This window comes from Kiloniella sp. (assembly GCF_048259265.1).
In the GTDB taxonomy this organism is placed as follows: Bacteria; Pseudomonadota; Alphaproteobacteria; order Kiloniellales; family Kiloniellaceae; genus Kiloniella.
In genome coordinates, this window is sequence record NZ_JBLXHT010000015.1 from 1 (window position 1) to 21531 (window position 21531).

23 protein-coding genes are annotated in these 21531 nt (G+C 44.2%); 10 read left to right on the forward strand and 13 right to left on the reverse strand.

The genetic code is table 11. The features are described from left to right. Nucleotides 1-308: 308 nt before the first annotated feature. Nucleotides 309-1577 (reverse strand): MFS transporter, encoded by a 1269-nt coding sequence (locus ACN0QW_RS18015; RefSeq protein ID WP_299380925.1) that lies wholly within the window; start codon nt 1575-1577, stop codon nt 309-311. Nucleotides 1578-1936: 359 nt separating this feature from the next. Between ACN0QW_RS18015 and ltaE the strand changes: the two genes are divergently transcribed. The 6 genes from ltaE to ACN0QW_RS18045 all read left to right on the forward strand — a co-directional run bounded on the left by ltaE (nt 1937) and on the right by ACN0QW_RS18045 (nt 7382). Next, nucleotides 1937-3010: a low-specificity L-threonine aldolase gene (gene ltaE, locus ACN0QW_RS18020; RefSeq protein WP_417433466.1), complete on the forward strand. Its 1074-nt coding sequence runs from the start codon at nt 1937-1939 to the stop codon at nt 3008-3010. Nucleotides 3011-3179: 169 nt separating this feature from the next. Then, entirely contained in the window at nt 3180-4007 is an 828-nt protein-coding gene (gene phnC, locus ACN0QW_RS18025; RefSeq protein WP_417433468.1) for a phosphonate ABC transporter ATP-binding protein, read from the forward strand. Between the two features lie 67 nt (nt 4008-4074). Then, a complete protein-coding gene (gene phnD, locus ACN0QW_RS18030; RefSeq protein WP_417433470.1) occupies nt 4075-5091 on the forward strand; it encodes a phosphonate ABC transporter substrate-binding protein in 1017 nt (338 codons plus the stop codon). 91 nt (nt 5092-5182) lie between these two features. Beyond that, a complete protein-coding gene (gene phnE, locus ACN0QW_RS18035; protein ID WP_299380921.1) occupies nt 5183-5989 on the forward strand; it encodes a phosphonate ABC transporter, permease protein PhnE in 807 nt (268 codons plus the stop codon). A 3-nt stretch (nt 5990-5992) separates the two neighbouring features. Beyond that, nucleotides 5993-6637 carry a chloramphenicol acetyltransferase gene (locus tag ACN0QW_RS18040; RefSeq protein ID WP_417433472.1) on the forward strand — a complete coding sequence of 215 codons (645 nt, stop codon included), beginning with the start codon at nt 5993-5995 and terminating at the stop codon, nt 6635-6637. A gap of 43 nt (nt 6638-6680) precedes the next feature. Next, a complete protein-coding gene (locus tag ACN0QW_RS18045) occupies nt 6681-7382 on the forward strand; it encodes a DUF1045 domain-containing protein (RefSeq protein ID WP_417433474.1) in 702 nt (233 codons plus the stop codon). 10 nt (nt 7383-7392) lie between these two features. On the opposite strand, the gene phnN is transcribed toward ACN0QW_RS18045, so the two are convergent. The 8 genes from phnN to phnG are packed head-to-tail and all read right to left on the reverse strand — an operon-like array spanning nt 7393 to nt 13853. Continuing rightward, complete coding sequence (phnN, locus tag ACN0QW_RS18050) at nt 7393-7995, reverse strand: phosphonate metabolism protein/1,5-bisphosphokinase (PRPP-forming) PhnN (RefSeq protein WP_417433476.1); 603 nt, start codon at nt 7993-7995, stop codon at nt 7393-7395. A 2-nt stretch (nt 7996-7997) separates the two neighbouring features. After that, nucleotides 7998-9140, reverse strand: coding sequence for an alpha-D-ribose 1-methylphosphonate 5-triphosphate diphosphatase (locus tag ACN0QW_RS18055; RefSeq protein WP_417433478.1), 1143 nt, complete (start codon nt 9138-9140; stop codon nt 7998-8000). 2 nt (nt 9141-9142) lie between these two features. Then, a complete protein-coding gene (phnL, locus tag ACN0QW_RS18060) occupies nt 9143-9838 on the reverse strand; it encodes a phosphonate C-P lyase system protein PhnL (protein ID WP_299380990.1) in 696 nt (231 codons plus the stop codon). Between the two features lie 10 nt (nt 9839-9848). Next, on the reverse strand, nt 9849-10652 hold the full coding sequence (gene phnK, locus ACN0QW_RS18065; protein WP_417433480.1) for a phosphonate C-P lyase system protein PhnK: 804 nt from the start codon (nt 10650-10652) through the stop codon (nt 9849-9851). Further along, nucleotides 10649-11569, reverse strand: coding sequence for an alpha-D-ribose 1-methylphosphonate 5-phosphate C-P-lyase PhnJ (locus tag ACN0QW_RS18070; protein WP_417433482.1), 921 nt, complete (start codon nt 11567-11569; stop codon nt 10649-10651). The genes phnK and ACN0QW_RS18070 overlap by 4 nt, the downstream gene beginning before the upstream one ends. Before the next feature lie 4 nt (nt 11570-11573). Then, a complete protein-coding gene (locus ACN0QW_RS18075; RefSeq protein WP_299380993.1) occupies nt 11574-12728 on the reverse strand; it encodes a carbon-phosphorus lyase complex subunit PhnI in 1155 nt (384 codons plus the stop codon). Nucleotide 12729: 1 nt separating this feature from the next. Continuing rightward, nucleotides 12730-13356: a phosphonate C-P lyase system protein PhnH gene (gene phnH / locus ACN0QW_RS18080; RefSeq protein ID WP_417433589.1), complete on the reverse strand. Its 627-nt coding sequence runs from the start codon at nt 13354-13356 to the stop codon at nt 12730-12732. Beyond that, on the reverse strand, nt 13356-13853 hold the full coding sequence (gene phnG, locus ACN0QW_RS18085) for a phosphonate C-P lyase system protein PhnG (protein ID WP_299380995.1): 498 nt from the start codon (nt 13851-13853) through the stop codon (nt 13356-13358). Before phnG ends, phnH begins: the two co-directional genes overlap by 1 nt. Before the next feature lie 127 nt (nt 13854-13980). Here phnG and phnF point away from each other — a divergent pair, with 127 nt between their 5' ends. Further along, nucleotides 13981-14718, forward strand: coding sequence for a phosphonate metabolism transcriptional regulator PhnF (gene phnF / locus ACN0QW_RS18090; RefSeq protein WP_417433485.1), 738 nt, complete (start codon nt 13981-13983; stop codon nt 14716-14718). Here phnF and ACN0QW_RS18095 read toward each other — a convergent pair. The 4 genes from ACN0QW_RS18095 to ACN0QW_RS18110 all read right to left on the reverse strand — a co-directional run bounded on the left by ACN0QW_RS18095 (nt 14715) and on the right by ACN0QW_RS18110 (nt 18962). Then, on the reverse strand, nt 14715-15659 hold the full coding sequence (locus tag ACN0QW_RS18095; RefSeq protein WP_417433487.1) for a carbohydrate kinase family protein: 945 nt from the start codon (nt 15657-15659) through the stop codon (nt 14715-14717). The genes phnF and ACN0QW_RS18095 overlap by 4 nt on opposite strands. 3 nt (nt 15660-15662) lie before the next feature. Beyond that, nucleotides 15663-16349, reverse strand: coding sequence for a D-lyxose/D-mannose family sugar isomerase (locus tag ACN0QW_RS18100; RefSeq protein WP_417433489.1), 687 nt, complete (start codon nt 16347-16349; stop codon nt 15663-15665). Between the two features lie 30 nt (nt 16350-16379). Beyond that, entirely contained in the window at nt 16380-17594 is a 1215-nt protein-coding gene (locus ACN0QW_RS18105; protein ID WP_417433491.1) for an ROK family protein, read from the reverse strand. A 453-nt stretch (nt 17595-18047) separates the two neighbouring features. Further along, nucleotides 18048-18962 (reverse strand): aldose 1-epimerase, encoded by a 915-nt coding sequence (locus ACN0QW_RS18110; protein WP_417433493.1) that lies wholly within the window; start codon nt 18960-18962, stop codon nt 18048-18050. Between the two features lie 253 nt (nt 18963-19215). Between ACN0QW_RS18110 and ACN0QW_RS18115 the strand changes: the two genes are divergently transcribed. From ACN0QW_RS18115 to ACN0QW_RS18125, 3 genes are read left to right on the forward strand one after another with little or no spacing between them, the layout of a single operon-like run. Continuing rightward, the gene (locus ACN0QW_RS18115) at nt 19216-19920 is read left to right on the forward strand and encodes an ABC transporter permease (protein ID WP_417433494.1); all 705 of its coding nucleotides are present in this window, start codon (nt 19216-19218) and stop codon (nt 19918-19920) included. Beyond that, nucleotides 19920-20681: an ATP-binding cassette domain-containing protein gene (locus ACN0QW_RS18120; RefSeq protein WP_417433496.1), complete on the forward strand. Its 762-nt coding sequence runs from the start codon at nt 19920-19922 to the stop codon at nt 20679-20681. The genes ACN0QW_RS18115 and ACN0QW_RS18120 overlap by 1 nt, the downstream gene beginning before the upstream one ends. Nucleotides 20682-20694: 13 nt before the next feature. Then, the gene (locus tag ACN0QW_RS18125; protein WP_417433498.1) at nt 20695-21531 is read left to right on the forward strand and encodes a substrate-binding domain-containing protein; all 837 of its coding nucleotides are present in this window, start codon (nt 20695-20697) and stop codon (nt 21529-21531) included.

A 21531-nucleotide genomic window follows, 5' to 3' on the forward strand; every position in this document is an offset into this window, starting at 1 on the left:
CACATTCATTGTGTTTTTTTGTAATTAACTTTTGTCTGGATTCTTTGTTGTGGATTTAAGGGGGTTATGTTTCTTTAGTTCTATTGTGTTTAATCTATTTTTATTTGGTCTGTTTGTGCATTTATTTTGGGTGTAGAAAAGGCTGCGCATGTGTTAACGATGCGCTTGGCTTTCGCAATGTTCTGTAACGGGCTTTTGCTAAAGATCGAGTAAGCGTTGTTTTAAGTCAAGATAGACCATCGGTGTTAGAACTACCGCTTAAGTTGACGGAACCGTGTGAATAGATGTTCTTTAATATACGAGCTATTCTATAACTGGCTTTGTGGCTTTTTATCTTTTTCTATAGATGTCTCAGCCTTGATAGCAGCTGTATATAGTTGCTTACTACTCATGCCGTTACCACCCAATGGCAGGAAGGGCGCTTTGCTTTCACCATGTCTTCTACGTTGGAAGATACGGATAATGGTAAATATAACTAACAAACTGTTATTTATCATAAAGAATACAAACATACCTTCGGGGCCGAGATAAGCCATAAACTGAGCAGCAATTGTTGGTCCCAAGCTGGCACCAACCCCATACGCAATCAATAGCCCGGCTGATACTTGAACAAGCTCTTTTCTATCGGCCATGTCGTTAACCTGTGATGCCGAAATGGGGTATATGGTAAAGGACATGCCGCCGTAGAGTGCAACGGCTGCAATTAAAATAATAAAGCTCTGTCCCGTTGCCCAAATAACGGCAAAACAAGATCCAATAGTTAGAAGTGACGAAAATATGAGAACCGTACGTCTGTCAAAGCGGTCTGATATACGTCCAATAGGAAATTGTAGCAACATTCCGCCAAAAATTGCGGCGGCCATAAAGGATGATATCTGTGGAATAGTAAGGTTAACATCTTTGCCAAAAACGGCGCCCATACTATTAAGGGATGAGTTTGACATAGCAGCACACACAGTTCCGAACACACCGACAGGTGACACCAGAAAGAGTTTTTTGAATGCCATTCGTTTTGGAGAACTTGGTGTGGGGGCTTTTGCGCGGGTTAAAAGAATAGGTACCAAGGCGAATGAGTAAACCATAGAGCCAATAACAAAGAGCTGAAATTGGGCCGGATCGCCCAAAAGCATCATAAATTGCCCGGAACCAGCCCCGATGTAATTGGTAATCATGTAGAGCGAAAGGATTTTTCCTCTGTTTTCATTGCTGGATTTTTCATTTACCCAGCTTTCAACCACCATAATCATTCCGGCCATACAAAAGCCTGTCACAATCCTTAGGAAAAACCAAAAGATTGGATCGGTAAACAGAACGTGGGCAAGAACGGCAACGGACAGGATCGAGGCAAAGGCAGCAAAGGAGCGAATGTGTCCGACAGCCGCGATTACCCGTAGGGCTAAAAAAGCACCAATCAACATGCCAATAAACTGACCTGTCATAATTAGGCCAGTAGTCTCAGTTGAGAAGCCTTCAATTCGACTGCGAAGACCCAGCAGTGTGTTGATCATCCCCTGACCAAGCATAAGCATGGCAAAACTAAATAGAAGTGATGAGATTGATCTGATTGATTGCCACATGCTGTGTAGATACCGTTGACTAGAAACAGAAGATAAGCGTTCTAATTGTCTATCTAATATCAGTTAGGGTGATTCTGCCTACTGTTTTATTTGGTTTATGGTTTTTAATTCAGATATATGGGGCTTGGAAGAATATGATACAAACCTTTACCCTAGCCCCGATTTCCCTTCGTGACAAAGTTTCTCAGTCTGTTTATCGTTCGCCTTCATTCTTCTTTATGTTTGTGGATACGGTGCATTCAATTATCTTGATGATTATCCAAAAACAATCTCGTCATTCCATATAAAACACTATTCGTAAACATCACGTAATTCATGAACAGGCCTTTAAGGCGTTAAAGTATCGCAGGAGAGTTAGTATGTATTCAGGTATGTTGGATCGCAAAAACAAGATTGGCTCTAATTCGGGGCTGATAGCTGATTTTCGCAGTGATACTGTCACAAAGCCAAGTAAGGGAATGCGTGATGCCATGGCGAATGCTGGGGTAGGGGACGATGTCTATGATGATGATCCTACCGTGGCAGAACTCGAAAACAAACTTGCTGAAATGGCTGGAATGGAAAAGGCCCTTTTCTTTCCAACAGGCACGCAAAGTAACCTCGCAGCTCTTTTGAGTTATTGTGGTCGTGGTGATGAATATATTGCGGGGGATGAATATCATATCTTTATTGATGAGGCGGGCGGCGCGGCTGTGCTCGGCGGGATTTCTCCCTTCCCCTTGCCGACCAATAATTCGGGTGGACTTAACCCTCAACAGGTAGTGGATGCGATAAAGCCAGATGATTTTCATTGTCCAATCAGTCGTTTACTGTGCCTTGAGAATACAGTGAATGGGCGTGTACAAAGTCTTGAACGTATCGCATCCTTAGCTGCGGTCGCACATCAGAATGACCTAGGGGTTCATCTTGATGGTGCACGTATATTCAATGCGGCAACGGCTTTGAATATGTCGTTAAAAACACTGTGCGAACCAGTTGATTCAATTTCTATATGTCTTTCCAAGGGCCTGGGAGCACCAGTTGGGTCAGTACTCTGCGGATCTGAGCATCTGATAAAACGGGCCAAGCGTATGCGAAAGCTCTTGGGCGGTGGTATGCGTCAGGTCGGGGTGCTTGCTGCTTGTGGTCTTTATGCCTTGGAACTTAATGTTCCTTTACTTGGAAAAGATCACGAAAAAGCAACGAAGCTAGCCCAAGGATTACAATCTATTCCAGAGATCTCAATTGATTTATCATCTGTTGAAACGAATATGGTCTTTATGAACCCGGGCGAGGGGCATCATCAAGCCCTCGCTGATTTCCTTTTGGAAGAGGGAATACTAATTGGTGTCCAAGCTCCTAAAATACGCTTGGTTACTCACATGGACATTACTGATGAAGCTATAGAACTCTTTATCGAGAAAACCCGAGCCTACTATCATATGAGAAACTGATCTCCTTGGGATATTTGTAAAGGAACGGAATTCATCTAGACAAACTTCCCTTCTTGTGCAGGAAAAGAGAAGGACGTTAACAGAACCTTAAAGCAATCATCACGCAGGAGTCTTTCAAAGTGGTCAGACTTGCATCAACAAACATTCAATCGTTTATGGTGCAAATTTCATGGTTGCGATCAAGGTTACTGGTCTGAGTAAGACCTTCACAAAGGGCAAAAAAGCCCTAAATTCTTTGGATTTACAGATTGATAAGGGCGAGATGGTTGCTCTTATCGGAGCATCCGGTTCTGGTAAATCTACCTTGATCCGACATCTTTCCGGATTGATGAAAAGTGACAGCGATAACAGTAAAATCGAAGTCCTTGATCAAGTCATTCAGGAAAACGGAAAGCTGGGCCGTGGTGTTCGTGCTGCGCGTTCTGATGTTGGAGTGGTATTCCAACAGTTCAATTTGGTGAACCGTCTTTCTGTCCTGACAAATGTGTTGATTGGTCTTTTGGGGCAGATCCCAAGATGGCGGGGTACCCTAGGTCTTTTTACTCGGGCAGAAAAAATGATCGCCATGAAGGCACTTGCCCGAGTTGGTATCGATAATCTTGCTGAGCAGCGCTCATCTACCCTGTCTGGGGGGCAACAGCAACGTGCTGCAATCGCTCGTGCTATTACACAGGGCGCGGAGGTGATTTTAGCTGATGAGCCAATCGCTTCTCTGGACCCGTCCTCTGCCCGTAAAGTAATGGATACATTGGAAAATGTGAATAAGGAAGACGGTGTTACCGTACTCGTTTCCTTGCATCAGGTTGATTATGCACTTCGTTATTGCCCTCGCACGATTGCGATGCGTAACGGTGAAATTATTTTTGACGGCGACTCAAAGCGTTTAACGCCGAAACTTCTCGAACAACTTTACGGTGATGACAGTTTGGAATTGCTAGGTTCCGGGCAACAGGAAGAGCCTGTTGTGTCATCACTTCCAGAACAGGCCGTAGCTTAAATATTACGATCTGCAGTTCCTCATTCATCTGGCATTTATGCACTTTAAAACTAGGAGAACAGGTAAAATGGTTCGCAAACTAATCGCTTCTGCAGCTGTTGCTGTAACTGCACTTGTTGGTGGTGTTGCTCAGGCAGACACTAATTACAAACCTCTTGAGAAAGATCCGACTGAATTGAACTTCGGGATCATTTCAACAGAATCAACGTCTAATCTGAAAGAGCAGTGGGTTCCTTTGATGAAGGATCTTGAAACTGCCCTTGGCATGAAAGTAAATCCTTTCTTTGCCCCTGATTATGCGGGCGTTATCGAAGCAATGCGTTTTGGTAAAGTTCACCTTGCATGGTTCGGTAATAAATCTGGTATGGAAGCCGTTGATCGTTCTGGTGGCGAAGTTTTTGCACAGACGTCAAAAGCAGACGGTAGCCAAGGTTATTATTCACATATCATTACGCATGTTGATAACAAAGACATCAACAGCCTTGAAGATATCTTCAAATGCGACAAATCTTTGAACTTTGGTATCGGTGATCCAAATTCTACTTCTGGTTTTCTTGTGCCGTCATACTACGTTTTTGCACAGAACGGCGTTGATCCAAAAGAATGTTTCAAGACTGTTCGTAATGCAAATCATGAAACAAACTTGATGGCGACAGCTAACAAGCATGTTCATGTTGCAGCAAATAATTCAGAACAAATTGGACGCTCTCTCAAAAAAGCACCAGAAGCTGCTTCTAAAGTTAAAGTAATCTGGACATCTCCGCTTATTCCATCTGATCCAATGATTTATCGTAAAGATATGTCAAAAGAACTTAAGTCTCGCATCAAAGCCTTTTTCCTTGGTTATGGTCGCCTTGGTGATGTTGCCCACGCCAAAGAAGTTCTGGGTGGTATCTCTGATGGTCAAGGACTATTTATGGAAAGCAACAACACACAGCTATATCCAGTACGTCAGCTGGCTTTGTTCAAAAACAAGCTAAAGATCGAAGGTAACGAAGGTCTGGCTGCTGATGATAAAGAGAAAAAGCTATTGGCAATTAACAACAAGCTTTCTGATTTGAAAGTTTTGGTTGCTGCGCAATAAGTAATGACAACACAAGAACGGTGCTCTTTTTGAGCACCGTTTTTCTGTTCATAAGAACAGTTATTCCCTTCATCAATATAAGATTTTTCCGATGTCCAATCTTTCAGAAACTCAAAAAACCATTGAAATTCCTGCTCATGACTTGAAGCGGTCCATTGGTAGCCTGGTTATGTGGGCTGTCTTTTTTGCATTACTTGCGTTGTCGTGGGAAGGGGCTGATATGCGGCCTTGGGACCTCGTTGAAAATGCAGCGAATATGAGCCAGTTTGCCTCTGGTTTCTTCCCGCCAGATATGTCGCAATGGAAAATGTATGTCGAAGAAATCTGGATTACAATTCAGATTGCAATATGGGGAACTGCTCTGAGTATCGTTTGCTCTATCCCCTTTGGCATTCTGTGTTCAGAAAACATTGTACCATTGTGGGTTTATCAGCCTGTACGTCGCCTTATGGATGCAGCGCGCGCAATCAATGAAATGGTATTTGCCATGCTCTTTGTTGTTGCTGTTGGCCTTGGACCGTTTGCAGGCGTTCTTGCCTTGTGGATACATACAACAGGTGTTTTGGCTAAATTATTCTCTGAAGCTGTGGAAGCTATTGATCCAAGCCCAGTTGAGGGAATTAGAGCAACAGGCGCAACGGGCCTGCAGGAAGTAATCTTTGGGGTCATTCCTCAGGTTCTCCCGCTCTGGATTTCCTATTCATTGTATCGCTTTGAATCTAATGTTCGTTCCGCAACGGTTCTGGGGATTGTTGGTGCGGGTGGTATTGGTATGGTTTTGTGGGAAAACATTCGTGGCTTCTATTATGCAGAAACCGCAGCGGTTATCATTTTGATTATCATATCCGTCAGTCTTCTGGATATTCTGTCACAACGCTTAAGAAAACTGGTTATCTAAACGATGTATTTTGAAACCCAACCTCATGTTAAAAAGCAACTTTCTGAACAGCCGACCATTGCTGATACCGCTGTTGTATTGGATAGTCATTTGGGACAGTGGACTGAGGTTGGGGAGGGAACCAAGATTGTTGAAAGCCGACTTGATGACTATAGCTATGTCGTGAATAACAGCGATATTATTTATAGCCAGATAGGGAAGTTTGTGAATATTGCCGCTTTTGTCCGGCTTAATCCAGGGCAACATCCTATGGACCGGGCGAGCATGCATCACTTCCAATATCGGAGTGAGGCCTATGATATGGGGGATGATGACGTCGATTTTTTCGATTGGCGTCGTTCCTCTCCCGTTCAGGTTGATCATGATGTCTGGATTGGCCACGGCGCAATTGTCAAAGGTGGTGTTCATATTGGTACTGGCTCTGTTATTGGTTCCGCGGCTGTTGTCACGAAAGATGTTGCGCCTTACTCGATTGTTGCCGGTGTTCCCGCGACAGAAATTCGTCCACGTTTTGAGAAGTCTATTCAAGAAGCCCTTTTGCGTATCAAGTGGTGGGATTGGGGGCATGACCTTCTAACGGACCGTTTAAAGGACTTCAGGACGCTTACGATTGATGAATTTTGCTTGAAGTATGATCCTGAACTGTAGTCAGAATTAACAAAATTATAGAACTAGAATTATAGGACAAATCATGGTTCATCAACGCTATGCAATTTATTATGCGCCGCGATTAAACAGTAAACTGGGACAATTTGGTAATGCCTGGTTTGGTTATAATCCTGTTTCTCATGAAGCTATTCCAAGGCCAAACGTTGAGGGGATGGCTGCTCAAGAAATTGAACATGTCACAAGAGGAGCGGGGCGGTATACTTTTCATGGAACATTAAGATCACCCTTTAAGCTTCATAAAAATCGTACTTTAGAGTCATTAGGTGAATCTCTAAAATCCTTTGTAACCAAAGCTCGTCCGATTATCTGCGGACCTCTTTCTATAAGATCTATTGGCAAATTTCTTGCGCTTGTCCCTGATGATCCTGAGAATCATATTCCAGGTCTTGCAGAGCAATGCATCAGAACTTTTGATAATTTTAGATTAGCACCCAGTAAACAAGAACTAGACCGCAGACGACAGGCTGGCCTTACGTCTGTTCAGGAAGAACTGCTTCTTCGGTGGGGATACCCTTTTGTGATGGAAGAGTTTCGGTTCCATCTGACGTTGAGTGATAAACTTGATGGAATGGACTTAATCAAATATCAGGCTCTACTTGAAAAACAGTGCGAAGACTTGTGTGACGAGCCTTTTGTCATTGATGAGATCGCCCTTTTTGGCGACCCCGGAAAAGGCGGGAAATTTGAAGAAATCTCCCGTTACCAACTTTTAGGTGACGACTGATTGATTTTGCCTAACTTTGTAGCGTTGCTGATTCAGCATACCGGTAAGGGTGGCTGGTCTGTAAATAAGGGTTTTCGATCGCCATAACAAAATTTGTAATCGCGTCTTCAAGTGAACCGCTGTTATCAATCTCAATTACATCATCGCCCCGTACACGATATGATTTGGCACGATCAAGCCTTCTTTGAATATCATCTTCACTTTCCCGTCCACGGGCGTGTAATCGTTGCGAAAGAATATCGGGGTCGACTGTAATCGAAATTATTCTCAGGTTTGGGTATTCGTTACGGGCTTCGTTTAGAACGCTTCGAGATACATTAATAACAACACATTTACCTTCGGACAATTCGTCATTGATTGACCTGGGAATGCCATACTTTAAGTCATGTGCATCCCATGAAAGCGCAAAGATACCCGCCCGTTTTTTTCGGGTGAATTCCTCTACTGAAAGGCCCAGATGATTTTCCCCGCCAGCATTTGTGGGGCGGGTGATTGATCGTCTTGGAAAAATAACGCTTTTTGTATTGCCAAAGCGTTGACGAGCAGCATCAAGCAAGGTGTCTTTGCCTGCGCCACTTGCCCCAACGACTAAATAAAGCCAACCTGTTTCCATTTTTAAGAAACCCTGTTTCCTTCGCGCCATACTCCCCGGACAACAGGGTGGTGGTGCGAGTGGTGGACATGAATAAGATCCGCGCGTTTCCCCAAGGCAATCTCGCCCCGGTCAGTTAAACCAACGCGTTCTGCGGGTGTTTTTGTTACCGTTTGAATTGATTTTGGCAGATCGTAGGCGTCAAAATCTTCATAGAGCAACATTGCTGCGTGCAACAGGCTATGGGGGATGTAATCACTGGAAATAATATCCAGATATCCTTCTTTAGCCAGCTTACCTGCGGAGATGTTGCCTGAATGGGATTTTCCCCGAACCACATTCGGCCCGCCCATCATAACGGCCAAGCCGGAATTATGAGAACTTCTGGCGGCTTCGAGTGTGGTTGGAAATTCAGCAACCGTCATACCATCAGATACAGCTTCTTCCACATGTGTTTCCGTTGCATCATCATGACTGGCAAGGGCAAAGCCATTATCATGGGCTGTACCAACAACGTATTTGCGGTTCTTTTGACTGTATCTTTCTTGATCAAGTCGTCTTTCAGAAATGAATTTCTTCATTTCTCCATCACTCAGGCCATATTTCCCCCGATAATAAATGTAGTAGGCATCAAGAGAGACAAACTGTCTTTGGCCGGGGGTATGATCCATAACGGATAGCATGCGAACCAGATTGTTTTTAGACAGCTTGTCCAAAGCCGGGGCCATATCGGCGTAACTGACTTCACACCTTAAATGTATCAGGTGATCAGCACGAAGCAGGTTTTCGCGATTGGCATGAACCAGACTACCGACCATTTCTTCCAGTCGTTTAACCCGGCTGCTTCCTTCGTTTACATCACCCACTGCTATGGCGTCAAAGACAGTTGTAATCCCTGCACTGGCAACTTGACTGTCATGACTGACAACCGCAGCGACAGATGGCCACTCAGTCTTGGGGCGAGGGGTCATATGTTTTTCAAGATTGTCGGTGTGCAGCTCTACCAACCCGGGTAGCAAGAGATCGCCATCAAGATCCAGCGCACTGGATATGGATGTGTTTCTTGTTGAAATATCTTCAATCTTGCCATTGGCAATCTTTAAAGATCCATGGACAACTTCGTTCGCAAGAACGACTTTTGCATTCGTGAAGACTTTTTCATTCATCTCTAGACACTCTGAAATTGGGTGACATCAAAGGTTCTGGAACAAACCGCTTCTCTGGCTTCCTGATCGTGAAAAATGCCCAAGATAGCGCACCCTCTTTCTTTCGCCTGTTCAATAAGGTCCAGAACGGTTTGTCTGTTGACGGCATCAAGAGAAGCTGTTGGTTCATCGAGTAACAGGATCGGGTAATCAGCAATAAACCCACGAGCAATATTAACCCGCTGTTGTTCTCCGCCAGAAAACGTCAGGGGGGATAAACTCCACAAGCGTTCCGGTATTCTCAAGCGAGCCAAGATGTCTTGTGCTTTTGTAATGGCCTGATCTTTTTCCTGCCCGAGAGCAATCAGAGGCTCGGCTACGATTTCAATTGTTGGAACTCTGGGAATAACACGCAAAAACTGGCTGACATAACCAAGGGTGCGCTTGCGTACATCCAGAATTTGATGAGGATCTGCTTTGACAATATCAACCAACTGATCATTGTGGCGGATATGGATACTTCCTTTGTTGCATATGTAGTTGGCATATAGCATGCGCATAAAAGTACTCTTGCCTGAACCTGATTCACCCGTTAGCGCAACGCATTCACCTTGATTTAAAAAGAAGGAAATACCTTCGAATACTGGGATTGTCATGCTTGCCTGATTGTGGAGAGTAAAATGTTTTGCGACATTTTCCACGTTAATCATTTTTGACATATTCATGTCCTTAAGATTGCAATATTGATGAAACAAGAAGCTGTGTGTAAGGGTCTTGCGGATCATCAAGAACCTGATCCGTTAAGCCGCTTTCAACAACGTGTCCGTTTTTCATCACCATGAGGCGGTGGGACAATAAACGTGCGACGGCGAGGTCATGTGTGACGATAACAACAGATAGCCCGAGGTTCTGCACAAGACCACGGAGCAGATCGAGGAGCTTTGCCTGTACCGAAACATCCAGGCCGCCCGTTGGCTCATCCATAAAAACCAGGCGAGGGGCTGTGACAAGATTGCGGGCAATTTGCAGTCTTTGCTGCATACCACCGGAAAAGGTCGACGGAAGATCATCCAGACGTTCTGTTGATATCTCAACTTTGCCAAGCCAGTCTGTCGCTGTGTCACGGATATTTCCGTAGTGACGCCAACCAACAGCCATTAATCTTTCACCAATGTTGGCACCAGCACTGACACCCATTCTAAGGCCATCCCGAGGGTTCTGATGAACAAAGGCCCAATCCGTTCGCATTAGAAAACGGCGCTCTGGCTCGCTCATGTCAGCAAAAAGATCTTGTGATCCATCATGACGGGTGTGATAGCTGACAGAACCAAAGGTCGGTTTCAGTTGAGCGGAAATACAATTGAGAAGTGTCGATTTTCCTGATCCGGACTCACCAACAATCCCAAGGACTTCGCCGGGACGAAGGTCAAATGATATGTTCTGACAACCAATCCGGTCGCCATACATCATGGTCAGGTCTTTTACGGTTAAGAGTGCCTGTTCAGGTGATAATGTTTGATTTGAGGAAGTCATTTTGATGCCTCTGAATTTACGGATTGCATCTGGGAAGCTTGCGATAGAGTGTGTTCCACTGACGGTGACATGGAATTATCCTGTCGACTTTGACAATAATCGCTGTCGGAACAGACAAACATGCGGTTACCTTTGTCATCCAGAATGACTTCATCCAAAAAGCTATCTGTTGATCCGCAGAGGGCACAGTCTTGATCCCAGGATTGAATTTCAAAGGGGTGATCTTCAAAATCAAGGCTTTGTACCTTGGTGTATGGGGGGATGGCATAAATCCGTTTTTCACGGCCCGCGCCGAACAGTTGAAGTGCGGCACAATTATCCATTTTGGGATTATCGAATTTGGGGGTAGGGGACGGGTCCATGACATAACGGCCATTTACCTTTACCGGATAAGCATAGGTCGTTGCGATATGGCCATGACGAGAAATGTCTTCATACAGCTTGACGTGCATAAGACCGTATTCTTCCAAAGCATGCATCTTACGGGTTTCTGTTTCTCGGGGTTCCAGAAAACGAAGAGGTTCAGGAATTGGCACCTGATAGACCAGAATTTGCCCCTCTATTAGCGTTTCTTCGGGAATTCTGTGCCGGGTTTGGATAACCGTTGCGTCGTTGGTTTTTTCTGTTGTGTTGATATCTGCAGTCTTTTCAAAAAACTGCCTGATACTGACAGCGTTGGTTGTGTCGTCGCTGCCCTGATCAATGACTTTCAATGTGTCTGAGGGGCCGATGACGGTTGCTGTCACCTGTACACCACCTGTTCCCCAACCATAAGGCATGGGCATCTCTCGACCGGCGAATGGAACTTGATAACCCGGAATGGCCACAGCTTTCAGAAGCGCCCGGCGGATCATGCGTTTAGTTTGTTCGTCCAGATATGCATAATTATAGGACGATGCTGTTATATTTTGAGACATCGTTTTACTCTGCCGCCTGTTGCGTTTGTGTCTGTTGTGTGGGGGTGTTCTGTTGTTCTTCGCGCATGCGACGAACAAGTCCCAGTTCGGCTTGAAAATCTACGTAATGCGGGAGCTTGATATGTTCGACAAAACCCGTTGCCTGAATGTTATCGCTATGGGACATAACGAATTCTTCGTCTTGGGCCGGGGCGACAATCTCTTCGCCCATTTCCTTTGCGCGTAGAGCACGATCGACCAGAGCCATGGAAATGGCTTTACGTTCGTTTTGTCCAAAAACCAGACCATATCCGCGTGTAAACTGTGGCGGTTCTGTTTTTGAACCCTGAAATTGGTTAACTGTTTCGCATTCGGTTATTTCCAGATCGCCAATATCAATTGTAAATCCCAACTCTGATGGTTGGATTTCGATTGAAACAGTTCCTAATCTGATTTCGCCAACAAAGGCATGGTTTCGGGCGTATCCGCGTTGTGTTGAGTAACCAAGTGACAGGATAAAACCTTCGTCACCACGCGCAAGATTTTGTAACCTTTGATCTCGATCTACCGGAAACTCCAGCGGTTCGCGGGTTAAGTCTCCCACGGGATGTTCTTCTTCATTTTCGGGAAGCGTTTCCGCCTGAATAAGGCCTTCATTATTTAAAAGACCGCCCAAAACCCTTGGCATTACTACCTCAGGTGTATGAATATCGATTTCAGATTTCTGGCTCTCGGTATCTTCTGAAGATTCTTCAGACAGATTGTCTTCAGTCGTTTCCATCAGATCAAAATCAAGAAGACGATGCGTGTAATCAAAGGTTGGGCCAAGAATTTGTCCACCAGGCAAGTCTTTATAGGTAGCCGAAACCCTGCGTTCTACGCTCATCTTGTCAGTTCTGATTGGAAGGCTATAGGCTAAGCGAGGTAACGTTGTTCTGTAAGCACGAACTAAGAAGATCGCTTCTATCAAATCGCCACGTGCCTGCTTTATGGCCAAAGCGGCGAGATCTTCATCAAACAATGATCCCTCGGCCATGACACGAGATACAGACAGACTGAGTTGCTCTTTTATCTGTGCAATGGATAGTTCAGGTATTTCTTTTGGACCACGTCTTTTTTCTGCGAGAAGACGGTGGGCGTTTTTGATCGCTTTCTCGCCACCTTTTACAGCTACATACATTTCAAATGTCCATTTCTGAAGAACGGGGAAGGGCGCAAATATGGGTGGGAGAGGCAAAAATGATATCAATGCCGCAAGGGACGTGGTTTCTGTTACCCTTCATCCATCCCCAAAGTTTTGGATTAAGGGTAGAAGGAGACAGTTCACTTGTGGTTTTGATCCCTGGGCCGCTTATCACAGCCTTTTGTTCAGCATTGAAATGATCAACGGCAATGATAAGCGTTGCGGAACGATCAGGATTTTCAGCTGTACCAATTGGCAAATTAGCAATCTGATCTGGACCTTCCATGCCATTGAGAACGGCGAAGTCACAATGGTTCGCATTCTGTGTTAGCGAACACCCGGTATGGAACCGCAAATAATCAGTAACATCTGAGCACTCTGTTTCTGGAGAAAGCCAAATTGTCGTGTCCATGTCTGCGAGGGTCAGCAGAATGGAAGCTGTAGATGAATTCAGCTTGTTTGGACTTTCACATGTGATCGGTGTCTTTATGACAGTACCGGGGTGAGACATCGCATCCAGAACAGCCCTGAAAACAGCTGTGGCATCAAAAACAGGATTATGGAGCCCGGGTAGAGTTGTTTGACCAATATCTTGCGTAGAAAGAGAATTTGTTTGGGGGTGCATCACGCGTCTTCTCCTCGTACCATCGTGAAGAAATCAACTTTAGAAGTTGCAATCTGTGATTTGCGATTATGCTTTGCTTTTTCTTGAGCGGATGCCAGCGGTGTAACAAAAGTATCGCGTATTTTTTGTGCCCAGCGATTTGTCTGGAGAAGGGCGTCGAGGACTGCAACCAGCTCGGCCTTTTTATGATCTCTGCCTCGAATATACGCGTATCCAATGTGGTCACTATCTAGACACACAGTACAGCGTGTTACAGATACTTCACCCAGATTGAATTGTTGCCCGTCACCGCCGGCTCTTCCTCGGACCATAACCAGCCCGGTTTCTGTTTTACGAAGGAAGCGATAGGGAAGGTTGCTTAAATCAGCTTCTGATTTTGTCAGTTTTTGCCAGTGATGTTGTAAATCTTGCAGCGTGCAGCGAGCCAGAACAGATAACCATCTCTGTCTCTCGTTATTCGCATCTCTCTGGTCTAGCTGTTCCGAAACATCGGTCACTTTTTATCTCCTTTCGACAAATGCTAAATTTATCTAGACGTCTATACCTTTTTGATTTATAGGATGTAGCGTCAGCGAAGACAATTGACGACTGATGAAAGTTTTATGAACTTTAAAGGACAGTGAGATGGAGTGGGAAAAGGGTGAAGCAATCTGGAAGCAGATTGGGCGTCTTTTACTTCAGGATATTACATCGGGTGTTTTTAAGCCGGGCGATAAACTGCCGACAGAAAATGAACTTGCAAAAAGATTTGGTGTGAACCGTCACACAGTGCGCAGTGCGATTGCTGCACTTACAGAAGATAATGTGATGCGCGTCGAACAAGGGCGAGGAACTTTTGTCCAGGAAAACCTGATGGATTATACCTTGGGAAGTCGAACTCGTTTCTCTCAGATTGTGTCGGGGCGTCATCGACTGCCGGATAAAACCTTGTTAAGCAGCGAAAAGGAAAAAGCGACGAAACAAGTTGCAAAAAGGTTGATGGTTGCCAGGGATGAAAAGGTGATCAAGCTTGAATCTGTTAGCCAGGCAGACGGTATCCCGCTGGCCTATTCTATAAGCTATTTGCCCGCACTTCGATTTAGGGGAATTGAAGCCGTATTTGCGGAAACAAAATCTTTAACTGAGGCCTTTAAGCATTTTGGGTTAAACGATTATACGCGTAAAAACACAAGAATTACAGCGCAGATGCCCAGTAAACGAACAGCGGAATTGTTACAACAAGCTAAAAATAAACCCGTTCTGATCACCGAGAGTGTCGATGTGGATGCCACTGGCAAGGCGATACAGTTTGGTATTACGCATTTCGCGAGTGAACGTGTCCAACTCTTTGTAGATAACGAGAGCGCTCATCCGCTCTCTTAATCAATGTTTGTCAACTCGTCTGTCCATGGCGGAACTGCGCCACTTTGTGTGACGGTAAAGGCCGCGACTCTGTTGGCTTTATTCAGCGCGATAGATAGCTGCTGCTCTGTTAAGTCTTTTAACTTTGATTTTGATAGGATGCCTTGTTCACTGAGGCTTGAGAGAAAACCAGCATTAAAGCTGTCTCCGGCCCCGATGGTGTCTTTTACCTTAACTTTATTGCTCTCCAGTTTTATAGTTGAGTTTTGACTATAGACAGTGGCTCCTTGCGAACCTTCGGTAAAAAGTACGATTGATGCGCCTTGTCGCAATTGTTGTTGCGCAAAATCTTCTGGTTTCGTCTCTGGTGAAAGCCATAATAGATCTTCGTCAGAGACTTTAATAATATCGCTTATTGAGAGCAGCCGTTTGATGCGCTGACGGTACCCATCGGGATCAGTGATGAAACTTGTCCTGATATTGGGATCAAAAGACAACACGCATTTTTCATGGGCTGATGTAACAAGGTCTTCGAAGGTCGTTCCGCAAGGTTCCTGAATGAGACTGATTGCACCGAAATGGAACGCCTCAGCATCCGTAGGTATTTCTTTTATGTTGTTTCGTTGGAATAGTTTGCCCGCGGTATTCTCATCATAAAAGGCATAACTAGCTTGCCCGTCAGTAACCTTTACAAAGGACAAGGTCGTTGGTGCTTCCTGTCGAGCGGCATAACTGTAATCAACATTTGATTCTGAGAGTGATTGGCAAAGTTGTTCACCAAAGAGATCAGTTGAAATGCCGCCGCAGAACCCTGTTTTCGCGCCTAGTCGTCCTAGGGCGATAGCGGTATTGAAGATTGCGCCCCCCGAAACAGGTTGATAGGCGGTTCCTTTTTGTTCCTTTTGCGAAGAAATCTCTATCGGCAACATGTCAATTAGGGCTTCGCCACAACAAATGATCATGGGTTATTTCATCCATTTATCGTAATCAGAAACAAGCAGGTGTTTCGGAGCTTCGTTTTCTTCTATTTGAGAGAAACGTCCTATCTTTGCCTGAAAGACATTATCAGTCAGATCGTCATTCACTGTTGAAACTTCACCAATGAGAACATCTGCTCTTTCCCCCCAGAAGGCATGCCAAACGCCAGGCAAGAGGGTAACACTCTCGCCCGGTGCCAGTTTCAACAAACCACCCGCTTTAAGCTTTCTGTTAATGCCATCACAGGGAACAATCACTTCAACTTCTTCATCAATATCGCCTTTGGGATCAGACATGAATAGCTCCAAGACAAGATCACCACCACCACGGTTAATAATATCTTCTGCTTTGATATTATGACGGTGCATAGGGGAAATTTGATTTTTACGTGAAATCATAATTTTTTCGGCATAGAGCATGCCTTTTCCTGTTTTCAGATCTTCTGCAAAACCGTTCCTGACGGTAAAGAGAAATAATCCCAGCTCATCAAACTTTTCCTGACCGTAGTCCGTAATATCCCAACCCATACGGGCCTTTGTGATTCCTGTTAGCTCTTTTTTGCGGTTTTGCATGTCCTTAGGGCTGAAGTACGCAAAGGGGGGCAGGATATAACCATGGGATTTGATGAAACTGTCTGATTGAGCAAGGATTTCATTGACTTCTGAGCGGTGCATTTTCTTAAGTTCTCGTTAATTTTAATAGGGTTATTGATTAAGAGAGGTGTTTTGATCAACAAGATAGCGATCAAACAAAGGGAGACTTGCGCCACCTAGGGCACGGGCGACAGTTCCAAGTGATCCTTCGCAAATTATCTGCTGTTCAATTCCCTGTTGATTATAATTTTTAATGGCTTCTTGAGTAGCAGTGACGATGCGACTACGAACGTGTTCCGGAAAGGCTCCATCGATTACTGTTGCTTCCTGATCAATTAATGCTGTGGTTGAAATGATCGCCTGAGCCAAGCCATTTGCGACACGTTCTATCCAAGGATTGATTGTTTGATTTAAAGCTTGCCAACCATTTTCCATATTCCAAAGTGGAGAGGGGTCAATACCAGCCTCTTGTAACTGTTTTTCAAAGGTGACGATTGAGGCCTCATCAATAAGTTGTTTGGTATCGCCAGCTTTGTCATTGATCAGCATAGAGCCCAAGGCCCCAGCATTCCCGTTCTTACCGATAAATAGGCTACCATTGATGACGAGGCCTCCGCCGATAAAGGTGCCGATGTAGAAGTACGCAAAATCACGTTTGGTTTGGTTCGTTCCAAAAGCGAGTTCAGCACCACAGGCTGCCGTTGCATCATTTTGTAAATAAACAGGGTAGGAACAGCTATGACTTAGTATCTTCTGTATGTCATATGTTTTCCAGTTTTCCATCTTGTCGGTTGATGTGCCAATGGCCTCTGCCCAGTTCCAGAGCTCAAAAGGCATAGCAATACCTAGACCGGCAATTTTGGATGCGGTTTCTCCTAAATCGGTCTCAAATTTTTTGATCGACTTAAGGGCAAATTTTTCAATGTCATCAGGTTCAGGAAACGGGTAGGGGTGAATAACCTTTTGTTTCACTTGCCCTAAAAAATCAACAAGGATGAGTTCGGAACTGCGCCGCCCGATTTTTAATCCCAAAAAGAAGACACCATTGGGATTAAGAGAAAGGGGGACAGATGGTTGGCCAACTTTTCCGCGTACTGGTTCACCTTTTATAAGTAATCCATCTGCTTCTAGTGAACGCATAATGACAGATACTGTTTGTGCAGATAGCCCAGTCATTTGAGCAAGTTTCATTTTTGGGAGTTGCCCGTTTCGACGCACAAGCGAGAGTACCAAGCGTTCGTTATAAGCTCTCATATTACTTTGATTAGATCCTTTTAATTGTTGATCTAATTCAGTAATGTTTTCGTGATCGCGTTGTTGATCCAACTCTGAATCCTTTGTTGTTTTGGCTATATGCTGACCTTGGAAAACACATATTTTCCATTTTGCTCTATGGTAACTATCGGGAATTATTTCTGGATGGTCAATAGATAAATAAGAGTGATTTATTTATTGTAGATAGATCTATCTACAATAAATGGTGTGTAAGGTAAAAAAAGAAGTAGGGCGTTGCTGGGTGATCCCAGATCCATAGAAAAGTTAGTCACTTATATCCGATGAATGAAGTATGATGAAAAACGCCTTGTAATCTCTATCACAGGTTTGGCTTGATCTGGAAAAGGGATTGATCATGCAATGGTTGGGTTTGGGTTTAAGTAAAGAGGCGGCAACAAAGCGTGCTTTGTAAAATGATATTCCTAGTGCCAATTTAGTAAATCATAACTCATTTCGAGTTGATATTATTCTTAAATTATATCCTATAATTACCTGTAAAATAAACTAAAATTCTGTATTGATCTTGAATTTGATCCAACCTTCAAGTGTTTGTTTTGGTGCAAGAACATGAATGCCTGTATCTTCCAAAGACATACCTTTTGATGTCGGGTTCAGGGCATCCGTTATATGTGATGTTGGTTCTACGCAGAAAAAATTTTCGTCTTTTGGGGCGTAAACGACGAGGCGATTTAGGTTTTTACTGGCGTTCAATTCAACTGAAACATTGTCTTCTGGCCAATGAATCTGTGCCTTGCCATCCCATGGTTCAAACTGATTGTCGCATTCTAATGTTTCGACCAATGGATTTGTCCTTAAATCCCAATGTTGGGGACATTCAACAAGCTTTGTGGGGAGGCAGGTTTGATCTGTTATCCAGACATTTTCTGTATTTACTTTTAAACGGGTATCTTTTCGTTTCGGGAAATAAGGGTGTATCCCAAGGCCTACAGGCATTGGGTGGTCACTGGTATTAATGACAGAAATATGCTGAGTTAAGTCAGTACCAATTAGATTAAAAGTTTGAACAGCATCAAAATCAAAGGGCCAATCCGTGGGCTTTTTATCATTTGCCGTATAGTTCAATTCCAACACGATTTGGGACTTTTGATGATCTTTAACCTGCCAATATCTTTGCCAGGAAATTCCATGAATCGAGTGGGGATGATCTGCTAAATTTAACGCCAGTTGATATGATTTACCATCAAAGGTGAATTGCCCATGTTTAATGCGGTTGGAATAGGGGATTAAGGGAAAGGACGCTGTGTTCAGCGGTGAAAAGATAGCTTCGTTGTCTTGTTGATAGGGGCGCAAGATATCATAAGCGCTATCCATTTTGATTGCGTATGACATAATACAACCTCCCTCCAATGAGAAGGAGGCGACGGCTATATCTGTTTCGATGGTCAGGTCTGAGGTCAAGAGCAGTCGGCCTTTCGTCGGGTTGGTATTTGATATGGTTATCTTAAAAATATTTTCACTTTAATGATGATCAGGTTTTAATCGGACATTTTTACAAAACTATAAAGTTTAATCTGTTTTTCAAATTTAGATTTTCAAATATAAATACATACAAAGCAAAAGTATCTGAGTAGTGTGCCCGAACATTTTGCCATAACAGCTTTATGGCGTAAAACTCAATGTGCGTCCCGTTTCTGTTATATTTTGGAATTTTATGAACGATCTTTGGCAGGCATTTTTCAAAGCGATATCGCTTGTCATTACCTTGGATGACAGGCTGCTTGAGATCGTCTTTTTATCTCTGCGATTAAGTTTGTCAGCAGTGGGGATAGCGCTGCTCATTGCACTGCCTTTTGGTGCTGTTCTCGCGTTAACCAAATTCCCGGGTAGAAAAATTTTAGTCATTATTATTAATGTTTTCATGGGGCTGCCGCCCGTTGTTGTCGGGCTATTTGTCTATTTACTTTTATCCCGTAGTGGTCCCTTTGGTGTTTTTGGTCTGTTGTTTACCCCCACAGCCATGATTATTGCTCAGGTTATCTTGGTCGTGCCCATCGTGACGGCAATTACACGACAGGTGCTTGAAGAGCTCCATCTTGAATATGATGAGCTCCTGAGATCACTTGATGTGCCTTGGTATCGCAAGGTGACAGCTTTGGTCTGGGATGCCAGATTTTCCCTGACGACAGCTGCATTAGCCGGGTTTGGACGTGCTATTTCAGAGGTTGGCGCTGTGATGATCGTCGGGGGTAATATCGACCATCTGACCCGTGTCATGACAACGGCTATTGCCCTGGAAGCAAGAAAGGGTGATTTGGTTATGGCTCTTGCTCTTGGATTAGTATTGCTGGCGGTCGCTCTTGGAATTAACCTTTTTGCCTACAGCATTACAGAAACGGTGAAGAGGCGACATCAGTGATGACATACCATCCTTCGATCTTACCGTTAAAAGTTGAAAACCTTGAGTATCAGGCAGGTGGGAAGCAACTGATTAAAAATATCAGTTGCGAATTCAACCAAGGGAAAAGATATCTTCTTTTGGGACCAAACGGTGCAGGGAAAACACTTCTGCTACGACTGTGTCATGGTTTGTTGAAGCCAAAATCTGGCAAAGTGATATGGTCGTCTGGCAAAGATGCTAACCCCAAGCATCATCAGGCTATGGTTACTCAACGACCGGTCATGTTACGGCGTTCAGCTTATGCAAATATTGATTATGCGCTTTCCGTTCGCGGTGTAGAAAAATCCCTGCGACCGGATATGATTAACGCTGTTATCCAGAGAACGGGATTAACGCGGGTAGCAAATAAACTTGCGACCGTTCTCTCGCTTGGGGAGCAGCAGCGTTTGGCAATTGCGCGGGCATGGGTGTTAAAACCAGAGGTCCTTTTTATGGATGAGCCAACGGCTAGTTTGGATCCGCCGGCAACACATTCCATTGAAGAACTTATCCACGAAATTTCTGCAGAGGGCACGACGGTTATTATGACCTGCCATGATCTTGGTCAGGCAAAGCGTCTGGCAACAGATGTTCTTTTCATGTTCAGGGGGCGTATTAAGGAAATGTCTTCTGCAGATGATTTTTTTGCTGGTCCGCAAAACGATTTGGCGCAAGCCTTTTTAGATGGTCAGCTTATCTGGTGGAAACGCCGCCCAGAAAAAGACGATGTTCAAATTTAGGAGACACTATTTAATGTTTAACAGATCTATTATGCGTGCACTTGGTTTCGCAGCCGCATTAGTAATGGTTGGGTATGGCCCAGCTTCATACGCAGACGAAGCAACGAATAATATTACGTTGGCTTCCACCACATCGACACAAAACTCAGGCTTGTTTGATTACTTGCTGCCTCTTTTCAAAAAGCAGACTGGTGTTGACGTACATGTTGTTGCTGTCGGTACAGGGGCTGCCCTTAAGCTTGCCCGTAATGGGGACGCAGATGTTCTTATGGTCCATCATAAAACGTCTGAAGAGAAATTTGTTGCTGATGGGTATGGTGTGAAGCGTTTTGACGTGATGTACAACGATTTTGTTCTTGTCGGACCGGATAGCGACCCGGCTAAAGTTAAAGGTTCTGAAACTATCGTTGATGCGTTGAATAACATTAAAACAAAACAATCAGTCTTTCTCTCTCGTGGTGATGATAGTGGTACCAATAAAAGAGAACTAGAACTTTGGAAAGCCAACGGAGATAACCCTAAATCTGCATCAGGTGACTGGTATCGTGAAACCGGGTCTGGCATGGGTGCAACTCTGAATACGGCCGTGGCGATGCAAGGGTATGCGCTGACTGACAGAGCGACATGGATCAGCTACAAAAACAAACAAAACATGGAAATCCTTTTTGAGGGTGATGAACGTCTGTTCAATCAATACGGTGTAATCGTTGTTAATCCAGAAAAGTTTCCACATGTAAAAGTAAAACCTGCGGAAACTTTCGTGAATTGGATCATATCTTCTAAAGGACAAGAAGCTATTGCGGGTTATAAATTATCCGGCGAACAGTTGTTTATTCCCAACGCTGAATAA

What these genes read in the sequence shown, in the direction of transcription:
- ACN0QW_RS18015 (WP_299380925.1), bottom strand. Translation starts at nt 1,577, where the DNA reads ATGTGGCAATCAATCAGATCAATCTCATCACTTCTATTTAGTTTTGCC.
- ltaE (WP_417433466.1), top strand. Translation starts at nt 1,937, where the DNA reads ATGTATTCAGGTATGTTGGATCGCAAAAACAAGATTGGCTCTAATTCG.
- phnC (WP_417433468.1), top strand. Translation starts at nt 3,180, where the DNA reads ATGGTTGCGATCAAGGTTACTGGTCTGAGTAAGACCTTCACAAAGGGC.
- phnD (WP_417433470.1), top strand. Translation starts at nt 4,075, where the DNA reads ATGGTTCGCAAACTAATCGCTTCTGCAGCTGTTGCTGTAACTGCACTT.
- phnE (WP_299380921.1), top strand. Translation starts at nt 5,183, where the DNA reads ATGTCCAATCTTTCAGAAACTCAAAAAACCATTGAAATTCCTGCTCAT.
- ACN0QW_RS18040 (WP_417433472.1), top strand. Translation starts at nt 5,993, where the DNA reads ATGTATTTTGAAACCCAACCTCATGTTAAAAAGCAACTTTCTGAACAG.
- ACN0QW_RS18045 (WP_417433474.1), top strand. Translation starts at nt 6,681, where the DNA reads ATGGTTCATCAACGCTATGCAATTTATTATGCGCCGCGATTAAACAGT.
- phnN (WP_417433476.1), bottom strand. Translation starts at nt 7,995, where the DNA reads ATGGAAACAGGTTGGCTTTATTTAGTCGTTGGGGCAAGTGGCGCAGGC.
- ACN0QW_RS18055 (WP_417433478.1), bottom strand. Translation starts at nt 9,140, where the DNA reads ATGAATGAAAAAGTCTTCACGAATGCAAAAGTCGTTCTTGCGAACGAA.
- phnL (WP_299380990.1), bottom strand. Translation starts at nt 9,838, where the DNA reads ATGTCAAAAATGATTAACGTGGAAAATGTCGCAAAACATTTTACTCTC.
- phnK (WP_417433480.1), bottom strand. Translation starts at nt 10,652, where the DNA reads ATGACTTCCTCAAATCAAACATTATCACCTGAACAGGCACTCTTAACC.
- ACN0QW_RS18070 (WP_417433482.1), bottom strand. Translation starts at nt 11,569, where the DNA reads ATGTCTCAAAATATAACAGCATCGTCCTATAATTATGCATATCTGGAC.
- ACN0QW_RS18075 (WP_299380993.1), bottom strand. Translation starts at nt 12,728, where the DNA reads ATGTATGTAGCTGTAAAAGGTGGCGAGAAAGCGATCAAAAACGCCCAC.
- phnH (WP_417433589.1), bottom strand. Translation starts at nt 13,356, where the DNA reads ATGCACCCCCAAACAAATTCTCTTTCTACGCAAGATATTGGTCAAACA.
- phnF (WP_417433485.1), top strand. Translation starts at nt 13,981, where the DNA reads ATGGAGTGGGAAAAGGGTGAAGCAATCTGGAAGCAGATTGGGCGTCTT.
- ACN0QW_RS18095 (WP_417433487.1), bottom strand. Translation starts at nt 15,659, where the DNA reads ATGATCATTTGTTGTGGCGAAGCCCTAATTGACATGTTGCCGATAGAG.
- ACN0QW_RS18100 (WP_417433489.1), bottom strand. Translation starts at nt 16,349, where the DNA reads ATGCACCGCTCAGAAGTCAATGAAATCCTTGCTCAATCAGACAGTTTC.
- ACN0QW_RS18115 (WP_417433494.1), top strand. Translation starts at nt 19,216, where the DNA reads ATGAACGATCTTTGGCAGGCATTTTTCAAAGCGATATCGCTTGTCATT.
- ACN0QW_RS18120 (WP_417433496.1), top strand. Translation starts at nt 19,920, where the DNA reads ATGACATACCATCCTTCGATCTTACCGTTAAAAGTTGAAAACCTTGAG.
- ACN0QW_RS18125 (WP_417433498.1), top strand. Translation starts at nt 20,695, where the DNA reads ATGTTTAACAGATCTATTATGCGTGCACTTGGTTTCGCAGCCGCATTA.